The sequence below is a fragment of the Streptomyces sp. NPDC014006 genome (assembly GCF_043088925.1).
In the GTDB taxonomy this organism is placed as follows: Bacteria; Actinomycetota; Actinomycetes; order Streptomycetales; family Streptomycetaceae; genus Streptomyces.
The window spans coordinates 937,876-952,351 of sequence record NZ_JBICAJ010000001.1 but is presented as its reverse complement, the minus strand read 5'-3'; the positions used below and the strand labels follow the sequence as shown (position 1 = coordinate 952,351).

The following is a 14,476-nucleotide window of genomic DNA, read 5'->3' as shown; positions in this document are numbered from 1 at the left end:
ACGACACAGACTTTCCGCAACTCGTAAGGAGCAACCGAAACCATGGCGGTTTCCGTAACCCTTCCGGCGCTCGGTGAGAGCGTCACCGAGGGCACCGTCACCCGATGGCTGAAGGCCGAGGGTGAGCGCGTCGAGGCCGACGAGCCGCTGCTCGAGGTCTCCACCGACAAGGTCGACACCGAGATCCCCTCTCCCGCCGCGGGTGTCCTGGCCTCCATCAAGGTCGCCGAGGACGAGACGGTCGAGGTCGGCGCCGAGCTGGCCGTCATCGACGACGGCACCGGTGCCCCCGCTGCCGCCCCGGCTCCGGCCGCCGAGGAGGCTCCGGCCCCGGCCCCCGAGCCCGCCGCGGCCGCGCCGTCCACCGAGCAGGCCGCCCCGGCCCCGGCCCCGTCCGCCGAGGCCACCTCCGGCGCCTCCTCCGCACAGGGCACCGACGTGGTCCTCCCGGCGCTCGGCGAGTCCGTCACCGAGGGCACCGTCACCCGCTGGCTGAAGTCGGTCGGCGACTCGGTCGAGGCCGACGAGCCGCTGCTCGAGGTCTCCACGGACAAGGTCGACACCGAGATCCCGGCGCCCGCCTCCGGCGTGCTGCTGGAGATCGTGGTGAACGAGGACGAGACCGCCGAGGTCGGCGCCAAGCTCGCCGTCATCGGCGAGGCGGGTGCCGCTCCGGCCGCCGCCCCGGCCCCGGCTCCGGCCCCCGCCGCCGAGGCCCCGGCCGCCCCCGCGGCCCCGGCCCAGCCCGCCGCCCCTGCCCCGGCCCCCGCCGCTCCGGCCGCGCCCGCCGCTGCCGCCCCGGCTCCGGCCGCCCCCGCGGCTCCGGCGCCCGCCCCGGCCCCGGTGACCCCGGCCCCGGCCGCTCCGGCCGCCGCCCAGCCGGCCGACGACGGCGCCTACGTGACCCCGCTGGTGCGCAAGCTCGCCGCCGAGAACGGCGTCGACCTGGCCACCGTCAAGGGCACCGGTGTCGGCGGCCGTATCCGCAAGCAGGACGTCGTGGCCGCCGCCGAGGCCGCCAAGGCCCCCGCCGCCGCCCCGGCCCCGGCCGCGGCTGCTCCGGCCGCCGCCAAGAAGGCCCCGGCGCTGGAGGTCTCCCCGCTGCGCGGTCAGACCGTGAAGATGCCGCGGATCCGCAAGGTCATCGGCGACAACATGGTCAAGGCCCTGCACGAGCAGGCCCAGCTGTCCTCGGTGGTCGAGGTCGACGTCACCAAGCTGATGCGGCTGCGCGCCCAGGCGAAGGACTCCTTCGCCGCGCGTGAGGGCGTCAAGCTCTCCCCGATGCCGTTCTTCGTCAAGGCCGCCGCGCAGGCGCTGAAGGCCCACCCGGTCATCAACGCCAAGATCAACGAGGCCGAGGGCACGATCACCTACTTCGACACCGAGAGCATCGGTATCGCGGTGGACTCCGAGAAGGGCCTGATGACCCCGGTCATCAAGCACGCCGGCGACCTCAACATCGCGGGCATCTCCAAGGCCACGGCGGAGCTGGCCGGCAAGGTCCGCGCCAACAGGATCACCCCGGACGAGCTGTCCGGCGCGACCTTCACCATCTCCAACACCGGTTCGCGTGGCGCGCTGTTCGACACGATCATCGTGCCGCCGGGCCAGGTCGCGATCCTCGGCATCGGTGCCACGGTCAAGCGACCGGCCGTCATCGAGACCGCCGAGGGCACGGTCATCGGCATCCGCGACATGGTCTACCTGACCCTGTCCTACGACCACCGCCTGGTGGACGGCGCCGACGCCGCGCGTTACCTGACCACGGTCAAGGCGATCCTGGAAGCGGGCGAGTTCGAGGTCGAGCTCGGCCTCTGAGCTCTGTGATCCAGGCAGTACGGCGCCCCGCCCGGAGTCTTCCGGGCGGGGCGCCGTCTTTGCTGCGCGGAGCGGCTGCACCCCCGAGGGGCGCGGGGCTGTATCGACATGCGGCTGCGCCGCGTGGGCGCGACCAGCCACATACGACCCGCACCCGCCCGAGAGGGGACGAACCCGAGCCAGTGGGCGCCCCCGCCGCACCCACGGCGTGTAACCCTCATCTCACCTGCGCAAAGACACCCCCACACGCCCTTCCCGCGGAGCGAAGCCGCCGTATTGTCTAAATGTCAGCCCTCCCTAAGGAGCCCTCATGACCGCGCCCGTCGTCCACTCGCTGCGCGAACAGATCCGCGAGCACATCGTGGAGGGAATCGTCAGCGGGCGCTGGCAGCCGGGCGAGCGGATCGTGGAGCGCCGTATCGCCACCGAGCTGGAGGTCAGCCAGACCCCGGTCCGCGAGGCGCTGCGTGAGCTGGAGTCGCTGCGGCTGATCGAGTCGGCCCCGAACAAGGGCGTGCGGGTACGCAACCTGACCGCGGCCGACCTGGAGGAGAGCTACCCAGTGCGGGCCGGCCTGGAGGCCATCGCGGCCGAGCTGGCCGCGGAGAAGCTGGCGGTGGACTGCTCGGTGCTGGAGCCGCACGTCACCGCGCTCTACGCGGCCGACCGCAACGCCGACGGCACGGCCCAGGTCCGGCACACCGTGGGCTTCCACCGCGAGCTGGTCCGCGCAGCCGACAACTCCGTGCTGCTGCACACCTGGGAGGGCCTCGGTATCGAGGTCTTCACGGCCCTGTCGATCCGCTGGCTGGGCACGGTCCAGCAGTCGTACGCGGAGGAGCACGAGGAGCTGGTGCAGGCCTTCCAGCGCCGCGATCCCCGGATCGCGGAACTGGTGAAGGCCCACGTCCTGGGCTGCGCGCCCCGCGCCTAGGGCGTATCGCCCCGCCGCCCCCGCACTTCCCGCCCCCGAAGGCGCCCCCGAGAGGGGCGCGGGGAACCGCGCGATCAGCCACGGCGCGACCCGCACCCGCCACCCCACCGCACCACCCGAGCTCTCCTGCGCCCCACCGCGCTCACCTGCACAAACAGCCCACCAGCACCGTCACCCCGTGCCACCGCCGGAGGCACCCCGTGCCGACTTTCTCGTGATCAAGAGGTTTTCCGCCTCAACCCTTTGATCGATCATCGATCACGGAGTTAGAGTCACCGACGGACTTCCACCGAAGTTCTCGAGCCCTGTCCTGCCAAAGACCTAGGGCACCCCCGAACCCTTCGCTGTGAGGGAACCCCCCTTCGACTGAGGAAGGCGGCGACATGACCGACCCCAACGCCATCCAGCCGAGCGAGCTCGACCAGCTCCCGGACCGTGACCCCGAGGAGACCGCCGAGTGGCAGGCCTCCCTGGACGCCGTCGCCAAGGCGGCCGGGCCGCACCGGGCCGCGTACCTGATGCGCCGCACGCTGGAGCGCGCCGAGGGCGCCGGCATCGCCCTGCCGAAGCTCCTCGAGACGGACTACGTCAACACCATCCCCACCTCCGCGGAGCCGGGCCTGCCCGGTGACCCGGAGCTGGAGGCCCGCATCACCGCCTGGAACCGCTGGAACGCGGCCGCCATGGTGACCCGCGGCAGCAAGCACGGCGTCGGCGGCCACATCGCCACCTTCGCCTCCGCGGCCTGGCTCTACGAGACCGGCTTCAACCACTTCTTCAAAGGCAAGGACTCCGGAGAGGCCGCCGGCTCCGGCGACCAGCTGTACATCCAGGGCCACGCCTCCCCCGGCATCTACGCCCGCGCGTTCCTGGACGGCCGCCTGACCGAGGCCCACCTGGACAACTTCCGCCAGGAGGCCGGCGGCAACGGCCTGCCGTCCTACCCGCACCCGCGCCGCCTGCCCTGGCTGTGGGAGTTCCCGACCGTCTCCATGGGTCTCGGCCCGCTGTCGGCGATCTACCAGGCGCGGTTCAACCGCTACCTCACCAACCGCGGCATCAAGGACGTCTCCGCCTCGCACGTGTGGGCGTTCCTCGGCGACGGCGAGATGGACGAGCCGGAGTCGACGGCGGCCCTCGCGCTCGCCGCCCGTGAGGAGCTGGACAACCTCACCTTCGTCATCAACTGCAACCTGCAGCGCCTCGACGGCCCGGTCCGCGCCAACTTCAAGATCGTGCAGGAGCTGGAGGCCCAGTTCCGCGGCGCCGGCTGGAACGTCATCAAGACGCTGTGGGGCTCCACCTGGGACGAGCTGTTCCAGCTCGACACCACCGGCGCGCTGGTACGCCGGCTGCGCGAGGTACCGGACGCGCAGATCCAGACGTACCAGACCCGCGACGCCGCGTACATCCGCGAGGACTTCTTCGGCAAGGACCCGGCGCTCGCCGAGATGGCGAAGCTGCTGAGCGACGACAAGATCCTCGACTGCTTCCACCTCTCCCGCGGTGGTCACGAGCCGCGCAAGGTGTACGCCGCGTACAAGGCCGCCGTCGAGCACAAGGGCGCGCCGACCGTGATCCTGGCCCAGACGGTCAAGGGCCACACCCTCGGCGAGGGCTTCGCGTCGAAGAACGCCAACCACCAGATGAAGAAACTCTCGGTGGACGAGTTCAAGGCGATGCGCGACCTGCTGGAGCTGCCGATCAAGGACAGCGACTTCGTCGACGGCGTGGTCCCCTACGGCCACCCGGGCGCCGACTCCCCCGAGGTCCGCTACCTGCAGGAGCGCCGCGCGGCGCTCGGCGGCCCGGCCCCGGTCCGTCGAACGCACCCGCTGCCGGCGCTGCCCGCCCCGGCCGAGAAGGCGTTCGCCGCCTTCGACAAGGGTTCCGGCTCGCAGAGCGTGGCGACCACGATGGCGTTCGTCCGCCTGGTCAAGGACCTGGTCCGAGACAAGGAGACCGGCAAGCGCTGGGTGCCGATCGTCCCCGACGAGGCGCGCACCTTCGGCATGGAGTCGCTCTTCCCGTCCCTCGGCATCTACTCGCCCAAGGGCCAGACGTACGAGCCGGTCGACCGCGACCAGTTGATGTACTACAAGGAGGCCGAGAACGGCCAGATCCTCAACGAGGGGATCACCGAGGCCGGTTCGATGGCCGACTTCATCGCCGCGTCCACCGCGTACGCGACGCACGGCGAGGCGATGATCCCGTTCTACATCTTCTACTCGATGTTCGGCTGGCAGCGCACGGCCGACCAGATGTGGCAGCTCGGCGACCAGCTGGGCCGCGGCTTCCTGGTCGGCGCCACGGCGGGCCGCACCACGCTGACCGGTGAGGGCCTGCAGCACGCCGACGGCCACTCGCCGGTGATCGCCGCGACCAACCCGGCCGCGCTCAGCTACGACCCCGCGTTCGCCTACGAGATCGCGGTGATCGTGCGTGAGGGTCTGCGCCGGATGTACGGCGAGGCCAAGCCGGGCGAGGACCAGAACGTCTTCTACTACCTGACGGTCTACAACGAGCCGATGCCGCAGCCGGCGAAGCCGCAGGGCCTCGGCATCGACGAGGGCATCGTCAAGGGCCTGTACCGCTTCAACACGGCGGAGTCCGCGGGCGTCACCGTCCCGGCGAACGCCCCGCGCATCCAGCTGCTGGGCTCCGGTACGGCGATCCACTGGGCGCTCAAGGCGCAGCAGCTGCTCGCCGAGGAGTGGGGCGTGGCCGCCGACGTGTGGTCCGCGACCTCCTGGACGGAGCTGCGCCGGGACGCGCTGGAGGCCGACGCGGCGCTGCTGCGCGGCGAGGAGCGGGTGCCGTTCGTCCGGCGGGCGCTGCAGGGCGCCGAGGGTCCGGTGCTGGCCGTCTCCGACTACATGCGCCAGGTCCCGGACCAGATCGCGCAGTGGGTGGAGCAGGACTGGTCCTCGCTGGGCGCCGACGGCTTCGGTCTGTCGGACACCCGTGAGGCCGCCCGCCGCCACTTCGGCGTCGACGCCGAGTCGATCGTCGTCGCGGCGCTGGCCCAGCTCGCCGGCCGTGGCGAGGTCAAGGCGGCGTCGGTGAAGGAAGCGCGCGAGAAGTACGGCCTGTAAGTCACTCGGGTCCAGGCGAAGGGGTACGGCGTCCGCCGTGCCCCTTCGCTGTCGGTGGGCCCCGGCATGATGGCCGTATGCGTGCCGCCCGGTTGATCAAGATGGTGCTCCTGTTGCAGTCCCGGCCCTCGATGACCGCCGCCGAGCTGGCGCGGGAGCTGGAGGTGTCGGAGCGGACCGTCACGCGGGACGCGCAGGCGCTGAGCGAGGCGGGCGTCCCGGTGTACGCGGACCGGGGCCGGGCGGGCGGCTACCGGCTGATCGGCGGGTACCGCACCCGGCTGACGGGGCTGGCCCGCGGCGAGGCGGAGGCGCTGTTCCTGTCGGGGGTGCCGGGGGCGCTCAGGGAGATGGGCCTGGAGGACGCCGCCTCCGCCGCCCGGCTGAAGGTCTCCGCCGCGCTGCTGCCGTCGCTGCGGGACGCCTCCCGTACGGCGGCGCAGCGCTTCCATCTGGACGCGCCGGCCTGGTTCCGGGAGCCGGAGACACCTCGGCTGCTGCCTGCGGTCGCGGAGGCGGTGTGGGACGACCGCCGGGTCACGGCGCGCTACCGGCGGGGCGAGCGCGAGGTGGAGCGGGTGCTGGAGCCGTACGGCCTGGTGCTGAAGGCCGGGGTCTGGTACCTGTGCGCGCGGGTCGCGGAGGACGGGGCGTACCGCACGTACCGTATCGACCGGTTCTGCGCCGTCGCGGCCGGTGAGGACCGCTTCGTGCGGGACGAGGACTTCGACCTGCCGGGCTTCTGGGCGGAGCACTCCGAGCGGTTCGCCCGCTCGCTGCTGCGCACCGAGGTCGTCCTGCGGCTGTCCCCCGAGGGCGTGCGCACCCTTCGGTGGGCCGTGGACACGCTGTCCGCGCGGGAGGCGCTGGCGGCGGCCGGGGAACCGGACGGCGAGGGCTGGGTGACGATGACGCTGCCGGTGGAGTCCGAGGAGGTCGCGCACACCCAGTTGAGGGCGCTCGGGCCGGAAGCGGAGGTGCTGGCCCCGGCGGCCCTGCGCGCGCGGTTCGCCGGGGACGCGGCACGGCTGGCGCGGCTGTACGGCGGCGCGGGTGAGGCGGCGAGCGCCCTGCCGTGACGAACCGGCGCACTCCGCGTGCGCCCCCGTCCCCGACGCAGGATGCTGGACCCGTGATGGACGAGACGGAGTTCTGGGAGCTGATCGACGCCACGCGCGAGGCCGCCGAGGGCGACCCGGAGGAACAGGCGGACCTGCTCGTCGACCGGCTGCTCCGGCAGGACCCCGAAGCGGTGCTCGACTTCGCCCGTCACTTCGAGGTCCGCTACAACCGCGCCTACCGCTGGGACCTGTGGGGCGCGGCCTGGGTGCTGCTGGACGGGGCCAGCGACGACGCCTTCGACTTCTTCCGCTGCTGGCTGATCGGCCAGGGCCGGGAGGTGTTCGAGGGCGCCCTGCACGATCCGGACGCGCTCGCGGACCTGCTGGACGCCTTCGACGAGGAGATCGACGGCGACGGCGAGGAGCTGGGCTACGCCGCCGACGAGGCCTACGAACAGCTCACCGGAACGGTCGCCCCCGACCTGGGCATCCCGCCGGCCCCGTCGGAACCGGAGGGCGCGCCGGTCGACTTCGAGGACGAGGGCGCGCTGGCGGAGCGCTATCCGAAGCTGTGGTACCGCTTCCGGGAGTGAGCCGGCTCCGTCCGCGCGGGCGGTCCGTCCCGGCGGCATCCTCGGGCCGGCTGCTCCCTCATCGGGGCGGCCGGCCTTGCAGTGCCGCGGCCCGCTGCCGCATCTCCGGCAGGCGGGCGATCAGGGCTGCGCCCGGGCAGGTGGTCTCGTAGGCGTCGCGGTGGGCGGCGACCGCCGGAAGCGCGGTGGTGGCCCCGCGCGGGAAGCGGCTGCCGCTGTTGGTGGAGGTGAGGCGGGCGGTGCCGCGCGGGTCGACGTCGGCCGGGCCGAGCTTCCAGGCGACCAGGGCGGCGATCGCGTCGGCCATGGCGCGCGGCACCGGCGTGCCCCCGGTGAAGGTGCCGATGGCGGCGATGCCGGCGGTGCGGTGGTTGAAGCCCTGGGTGTGGGCGCCGGTGACCGGGCGGTCGACGCCGCCCGCGCGGCCCTCGTAGATGGTGCCGCAGCGGTCGACGAGGAAGTTGTAGCCGATGTCGTCCCAGTCGCGGCCGCCGGTCTGGCCGGTGTAGACGTCCCGGATGATGCGGGGGGTGTCGGCGCAGTCGTAGGCGCTCGGGGTGTCGGTGTGGTGGACGAAGACGGCGACGACCTCGTCGTCGTAGCGCGGGGGCGGCTGGCTGGGCCGGACGCCCGGGCCGAGCCAGGCGGTGCGGGGCACGATCCGCGGCGGGGGCGCGGTGTGCGGCGCGGGGCGTGCGGCGAGCGGCCGGGAGGCGGGACGAGTGGCGTCGGCGGCACGCTCGACACCGTTCGCGCACAGCACCAGGGCGACGGCGGCGGCCAGGCCCGGCAGGCAGGCGGCCGCGGCGAGGGCTGGGCCGGGTATCCGGGGGCGGGCGCGGCCGGCTGCCCGGGGTGAACGCGGGGAGACGCGGGCGGCTGCCCGGGCGCCGCCGCGGGCCCGGGCGGCTTCGCGCGCTCTTCGCACGACACGCATGTGTCCCACTGTGGGCGCGCCGCGCCCGGTCCGCGATGTGTGGTGTGCCACCCGGTGGAACCATCGTCCCGGTCCGGGGCGTTTCCCGGGGTACCGAGGCGGTGAGGGGTTCGGTGGACGGCTGATCATCCGGCCCCCGGCGCGCGTACCCAGGGGTGCCCCTGGCCCGCACGTCCGGAGGGCGAGAGAAAGGCGGCTTCGTGGACCTGCTCGACATCGTGCTGCTGCTGGTGATCCTGGCGTACGCGGGCTCCGGTTACCGGCGCGGGCTGGTGGCCGGGTGCGTCTCGCTGGCCGGGTTCGTGGGCGGCGCGGCGATCGGCGTGTGGGTCCTGCCGTGGGCGATGCGCCTGGTGTCGCCGGGGACGACCGCGGCGACCGTCGTGGCGGTGTGCACCGTGCTGGTGCCGGCCGTGGTGGGGCACGAGCTGGCGGGGCGGCTCGCGCTGCGGCTGCGGCGGGAGCTGGACCGGGGCCCGCTCAGGGTGGCCGACGGCGTCGGCGGGGCGACGGCCAACGCGCTCGCCGTGCTGCTGGTGGCGTGGGTCGCCGCGAGCGTGCTCGGCGCGTCCTCCACCCCCGTCGTGACGAGCGCGATACGCGACTCGCGGCTGCTCGGCGCGGTGCAGGACGCGATGCCCGACACCACGCCGGCGTGGTTCTCGCGGGCCACGTCCGCGCTCACCGAGGCGGGCTTCCCGCAGGTGTTCAACCCGTTCGAGAACGAGTCGACGGCCGAGGTGCCCCGGCCCACCGGGGACAGCGTCACGGCGGCCGCCACGAACGCGGCCAAGCTGAGCACGGTGAAGATCGAGGGCGCCGCGGGCACCCAGGGCCGCGAGGGCAGCGGCTTCGTGTACGCGCCCCGGCATGTGATGACCAACGCCCACGTGGTGGCGGGCATCGACCGCCCGGGTGTGCGGGTGGGCGGCGCCGGCCGGACCTACGACGCGCGGGTGGTGCTGTTCGACCCCGACCGGGACGTGGCGGTGCTGTACGTGCCGGACCTGAGGGCGCCCGTGCTGCGCTTCGACGACGGCGCCCGGCGCGGCGACCGGGCGGTGGTGGCCGGCTATCCGCAGGACGGCGACCTGAACCTGCAGGCCGCGACGGTCGCGGGCCGTGTGCGCGCGACCGGCCAGAACATCTACAACGACGCCACGGTGACCCGCGAGATCTACTCCATCCGCTCGACGGTGCGCCCGGGCAACTCCGGCGGCCCGCTGCTGACCACCGACGGCCGGGTGTTCGGCGTGGTCTTCGCCCGCTCCACCTCGGACGACGAGACGGGCTACGTCCTGACGACGGCCGAGGTGGCCGAGGACGCCCGGCAGGGGAGGAACGCCACGGAGGCGGTGGACACGGGCGACCTCGTCACATCGTGACCGCGGGGGTGCGTCAGAGGAGCCGCTTGCCCATCATCACGTCGTCGACGTAGACGCCGTCCAGGAAGAACTCCTCCGGCTGCAGCCCCTCGACGACGAAGCCCTCCGACTCGTACAGGGCGCGTGCCCCGGTGTTGTGCCCGAGGACGCGCAGGGTGATCCGTCGGAAGCCCTTGCCGCGGGCCTGGGCCACGGCCGCCCGCAGCAGGGCCCGCCCGACGCCCTTGCCGCGGGCCTCCTCGGCGACGGCGAGGCCGCGGATGTAGCGCACGTGCGCGTTCGAGGGCAGCGGGGTGGGCGTGCCGAGGCGGACGTATCCGACGACGCGGCCGTCGATCTCGGCGACCAGGTGGGCTTCGGGCCCGGCGTCCTTCGGGAAGAAGGGTGCGTCCGGCGCGGGCGGCCCCGCGACGGAGTGCATGAAGGACCACACGGCGCGGTCGAGCCGGCGCAGTGCATCCTCGTCCTCGGCTCGGGCGGTACGTATGAACGACGGGTTCGGCTCGGACATGCCGGTCACCCTACGGCGGACAGCACACGCGTCTCACCGCGATTTTCGCGCGGGCGCCGGAGAGGATGTGGGTCATGCACCCTGCACGCATCGCGGTGGCCGGCGCGTCCGGCCTCATCGGCAGCGCCCTGGCCCGTTCCCTGAACGCGGAGGGGCACCGGGTGGTACGCCTGGTGCGCCGCGACCCGGCCGGACCGGACGAGGTCCGCTGGGACCCCGAGCGCTCGTCGGTGGACAGCGCGGGGCTGGAGGGCTGCGACGCCGTGGTCAACCTCGCCGGGGCCGGGATCGGCGACCGGCGCTGGAGCGCGGCGTACAAGGCGCGGATCCGCTCCAGCCGGGTGCAGGGCACCCGCACGCTGGCGCGGGCGCTGGCGTCCCTGGACACGCCGCCGCGGGTGTTCGTGAACGGCAGCGCGATCGGCATCTACGGCGACACGGGTGAGCAAGCGGTGGACGAGGACGCGCCGCCCGGCACCGGCTTCCTGCCCGAGCTGTGCGTGGAGTGGGAGGCGGCCACGGAACCGGCGCGCGCGGCCGGGGTGCGGACGGTGCTGCCGCGGACCGGCCTGGTCGTGTCGCGGTCGGGCGGGGCGTGGGGCCGTCTCTTCCCACTGTTCCGGGCGGGACTCGGCGGCAGGCTGGGGGACGGCCGGCAGTACTGGTCGTACATCGCGCTGCACGACGAGGTGGCCGCGATCCGCCACCTGATGGACCGCACGGACCTGTCGGGCCCCGTCAACCTCACCGCACCGCGGCCGCTGACCAACGGTGAGATCACCGAGGCCATGGCCCGCGTCCTGCACCGCCCGGCCCCGCTGCCGGTCCCGGCCGCGGCGCTGCGCCTGGCCCTCGGTGAGATGGCGGGTGACGTCCTGGGCAGCCAACGGGTCCTTCCCACGCGCCTGCTGCGGTCGGGCTTCACGTTCGCCTTCCCGGACATCGAGGACGCGATCCGAGCGGCGTGAGACAGAACCGGGGACGGATGTGACCGTATGCGACCGGCGTGCGCCCGTGCCCTGTCCATGCGCGACTGTCCCTGACCGATCACCGCCCTACTCTCGACCCGAACTCGGGTATCCGGGACGCCCGTTGGGGGCATGACGTCTCCACCGGCCGCGCAACCTCGAGGAGGGGCACGTGCTTGAGCCCGCGTACCAGGCAGACGTCGTCGTCGTGGGAGCCGGGGTTGCCGGACTCTCGGCAGCGCATCGGCTGACCAGCGCAGGAATCACCACCGCGGTACTGGAGGCCGCCCCCTGCGTGGGCGGCCGCATGGCGACGGAGAAGGTCGACGGCTTCCGGCTCGACCGCGTCGGCCAGCTGCTGTCCACCGCGTATCCCGAACTACGCCTGACCCCGGAACTGGGCGCACTGGCCGTGCGCCCCTTCGCCCCCGGCGTCCTGCTGCACAGCGACGGCCGGCATCATCACGCGGGCGCCACCGCGGCCGGTCGGGGCGCACGGAGCACTGGGGGCGCACGCGGCGCACTTCACGTAGTGCGCGCTCTGGCGAGTGCGCCCCGCACGGCCGCCGCGCCCCGGGTACGCGCGAGCGCCCCGCTGGGCACGCCGGTCGACCAGGCCCGTCTGGTCCCGGCCTTGACCCGGCTGGCCAACCTGCCGATCGACGAGGTCCTCGCCCGCCCGGAGACGCACGCCGGCCGGTCCCTCACCGCGCGCGGCCTGCCCGCCCGCACCGTCGAGGGCTTCCTGCGCCCACTGCTGGCCGCCCTGTTGTGCGACCCGGAGCTGACCACGTCCAGCCGCTGCGCCGACCTGGCGCTGCGCGCGTTCGCCGCGGGCCGGCTGTGCCTGCCGGAGGGCGGCGCGGACGTCCTGCCGGAGCTGCTGGCCCGCACCCTGCCGCCGGGCACCGTGCACACGGGCGTACGCGCCACGTCGGTCGCCACGACCTCCGTGACGACCGCGGAACACGGTGTCTTCCGCTGCCGGGCGGTCCTGGTCGCCACGGACGCCCGCACCGCCGCCGAGCTGCTGCCGGGGCTGCGGGTGCCGGACTTCCACCCGGTGACGGTCGTCCACCACACGACGGACGACCCACCGCGCACCGGCGCCTCCCTGCTGCTGGACGCCGACCGCGGCGGCCCGGTCGCCCATACGGCGGTGATCAGCCGCGTCGACCCGACCCGCGCTCCGGCGGGCCGCGCCCTGATCTCCTCCACGGTCCTCGGCACCCCGCCCCCGGACGTGGACGCCGCCGTCCGCCTCCATCTGGCCCGCCTCTACGGCGTGTCGACGGGCCGCTGGGAGACCCTGGCCGTCCACCACACGCCCGACGCGGTCCCGGCGATGCGCCCCCCGCACGACCTGCGCAAACCGGTACGCCTGCTGGCGGGCCTCTACATCTGCGGCGACCACCGCGACACGAGCACCGTCCAGGGAGCCCTGCACTCGGCCCACCGAGCAACCACGGCACTCCTGACCGACCTGGGCCTCACAGGCTCCCTCCACCGAGCAGACCCCGCCTCCTCGATGGGGAGGGCGGCGTAGCGGCGGCACCTGAACGAGGCTGGTCGTGGCCGGCCGCGGGTGCCTGCCCGCGAGCCGGCTCAGGGGCGCGGGGAACTGCGCGACCAGCCACGACGCACCCGCCGACGCCCGCACCCCTAAGCCAGCGCAGCGACCCGCTCCCGATACCCCCGGACAGCCGCGGCATCGCGATACGGCTCCAACCGCCGCTCGAAGTCCCGCACATACTCCACCGCCCGCACGGACCGCATCTCCGCGGCCGCCCCCGCCGCCTCGGCCCCCAGCCGGCACGCCTGCTCCAGCTCACCCAGCCCCAGCCGCGCCGTCGCCAGCACCACCGTGCAGAACAGCCGGCTGCGCGCGTACCCGCTCCCCCGCAGCAGCAACGACCGCTCCGCATGCTGCGCCGCCGCCCGGAACTGCTGCAGATCCCGGTGACAGTGCCCGAACTCGTCCGCCAGCTGCGCCTCGTCGAAGAACCGCGCCCAGTGCGGCACCTCGTCCCCGCCCCTCGCCGCCTCCAGCGCCCGCTCGGCCCGCACCAGGGAGGCGGTGCAGGACCGCACCTCCCCCAGCACCCCGTGCCCGCGCGCCTCCGCCGCGTGCAGCAGCGCCTGCACCACCGGCGGCACCCCGGTCCCCACCCCCTGCTGCGCCACCCGCGCCAGCTGCACGGCCTCCCGCCCGTGCCCGAGGTAGACGGCCTGCCGGCTCATCGTCACCAGCACATACGCCCCGTACGCCCGATCCCCCGCCGCCTGGGTGAGCCGCAGCGCCTGCACGAAGTACCGCTGCGCGAGCCCGTGCGCCGCGATGTCGTACGACGTCCACCCCGCCAGCCGGGTCAGGTCGGCCGCCGCGGCGAACAGCCGGCGCCCGGTCTGCTCCCCGTACACCCCGCGCAGCATCGGCTCGCACTCGTGCTCCAGGTACCGCACCAGCGCCTGCCGGGCGTGCCCGCCCCCGTAGGTGTCGTCCAGCGTGCGGAACAGCTCGGCGACGGACCGCAGCGCCGCGATGTCCCCGGCGGAGACCCGCACGGCGGGCTGCCGCTCGGCCCGCCCCCGCTGCTGCGGCACCACCGACCGCCCCTGCACCGGCACTCGCATCGGCGGCTCACCGCGCGCGACCTTGTCGTCGGACCGCCCGATCAGCCAGTCCCGGCTGGGCACCACGAGCCCCGCCGGTGTGAAGGCGATCTTCCGCAGCTCGGCGTGGTTACCGGAGTCCTTGCGCCACAGGCCGCTGACGATGTCGATCGCCTCGTCGGGGGTCGCGGCGAATTCCAGCCCGGCGTACACGGGGGCGCACGCGTCGAGGCCGAGATCCTGGGCGGTGAGCCGCCGCCCGAGCCGCCGGGTGAACACCTCGGCGATCAGCGCCGGGGTCGTCCCGCGCGGCTGCTGCCCCCGTAGCCACCGCGTCACGGACGTCTTGTCGTATCTGAGGTCCAGCCCGTGTTCGAGCCCGAGCTGGTCCACGCGACGCGCGAGACCCGCGTTGGAGAACCCCGCTTCTGCGATGAGCGCGGCGAGCTGTCGGTTGGGAGTGCGCTGCGCGGGTCGTTCCGTCATCTGCGGTGCGGTCTCCTGCCTTCCAGGCCTGCGAGGTGCCGGATTGCCTGTGAGCAGCCCTTATGGCCTCTT

Annotated in this window: 11 protein-coding genes; 8 read left to right on the top strand and 3 right to left on the bottom strand. The window is 73.9% G+C overall.

The features are described 5' to 3' along the window. Positions 1-42 precede the first annotated feature (42 nt). The 5 genes from sucB to ACF1GV_RS04350 all read left to right on the top strand — a co-directional run bounded on the left by sucB (position 43) and on the right by ACF1GV_RS04350 (position 7,504). A complete protein-coding gene (gene sucB / locus ACF1GV_RS04370; protein ID WP_391677714.1) occupies positions 43-1,821 on the top strand; it encodes a 2-oxoglutarate dehydrogenase, E2 component, dihydrolipoamide succinyltransferase in 1,779 nt (592 codons plus the stop codon). A 310-nt stretch (positions 1,822-2,131) separates the two neighbouring features. After that, positions 2,132-2,755, top strand: a complete 624-nt coding sequence (locus ACF1GV_RS04365) for a GntR family transcriptional regulator (protein WP_363268331.1) — start codon at positions 2,132-2,134, stop codon at positions 2,753-2,755. Positions 2,756-3,138: 383 nt separating this feature from the next. Next, positions 3,139-5,850, top strand: a complete 2,712-nt coding sequence (gene aceE, locus ACF1GV_RS04360; protein WP_391677712.1) for a pyruvate dehydrogenase (acetyl-transferring), homodimeric type — start codon at positions 3,139-3,141, stop codon at positions 5,848-5,850. 77 nt (positions 5,851-5,927) lie between these two features. Continuing rightward, complete coding sequence (locus ACF1GV_RS04355; protein WP_391677709.1) at positions 5,928-6,929, top strand: helix-turn-helix transcriptional regulator; 1,002 nt, start codon at positions 5,928-5,930, stop codon at positions 6,927-6,929. A 56-nt stretch (positions 6,930-6,985) separates the two neighbouring features. After that, the gene (locus ACF1GV_RS04350) at positions 6,986-7,504 is read left to right on the top strand and encodes a DUF4240 domain-containing protein (protein ID WP_391678486.1); all 519 of its coding nucleotides are present in this window, start codon (positions 6,986-6,988) and stop codon (positions 7,502-7,504) included. Between the two features lie 58 nt (positions 7,505-7,562). On the opposite strand, the gene ACF1GV_RS04345 is transcribed toward ACF1GV_RS04350, so the two are convergent. Then, a complete protein-coding gene (locus ACF1GV_RS04345; RefSeq protein WP_391677707.1) occupies positions 7,563-8,441 on the bottom strand; it encodes a peptidoglycan recognition protein in 879 nt (292 codons plus the stop codon). A 200-nt stretch (positions 8,442-8,641) separates the two neighbouring features. On the opposite strand from ACF1GV_RS04345, the gene ACF1GV_RS04340 reads away from it, so the two are divergent. Beyond that, the gene (locus ACF1GV_RS04340) at positions 8,642-9,826 is read left to right on the top strand and encodes a MarP family serine protease (RefSeq protein WP_391677704.1); all 1,185 of its coding nucleotides are present in this window, start codon (positions 8,642-8,644) and stop codon (positions 9,824-9,826) included. 13 nt (positions 9,827-9,839) lie between these two features. Here ACF1GV_RS04340 and ACF1GV_RS04335 read toward each other — a convergent pair whose 3' ends face one another. Beyond that, positions 9,840-10,337, bottom strand: a complete 498-nt coding sequence (locus tag ACF1GV_RS04335; protein ID WP_391677702.1) for a GNAT family N-acetyltransferase — start codon at positions 10,335-10,337, stop codon at positions 9,840-9,842. 74 nt (positions 10,338-10,411) lie between these two features. On the opposite strand from ACF1GV_RS04335, the gene ACF1GV_RS04330 reads away from it, so the two are divergent. Then, complete coding sequence (locus ACF1GV_RS04330) at positions 10,412-11,305, top strand: TIGR01777 family oxidoreductase (RefSeq protein WP_391677699.1); 894 nt, start codon at positions 10,412-10,414, stop codon at positions 11,303-11,305. Positions 11,306-11,477: 172 nt separating this feature from the next. Beyond that, the gene (locus ACF1GV_RS04325; RefSeq protein ID WP_391677697.1) at positions 11,478-12,851 is read left to right on the top strand and encodes an NAD(P)/FAD-dependent oxidoreductase; all 1,374 of its coding nucleotides are present in this window, start codon (positions 11,478-11,480) and stop codon (positions 12,849-12,851) included. 116 nt (positions 12,852-12,967) lie between these two features. Here the strand turns inward: ACF1GV_RS04325 and ACF1GV_RS04320 are convergent, their stop codons facing one another. Then, positions 12,968-14,404 (bottom strand): regulator, encoded by a 1,437-nt coding sequence (locus tag ACF1GV_RS04320; protein WP_391677694.1) that lies wholly within the window; start codon positions 14,402-14,404, stop codon positions 12,968-12,970. Between the last annotated feature and the right edge of the window lie 72 nt (positions 14,405-14,476).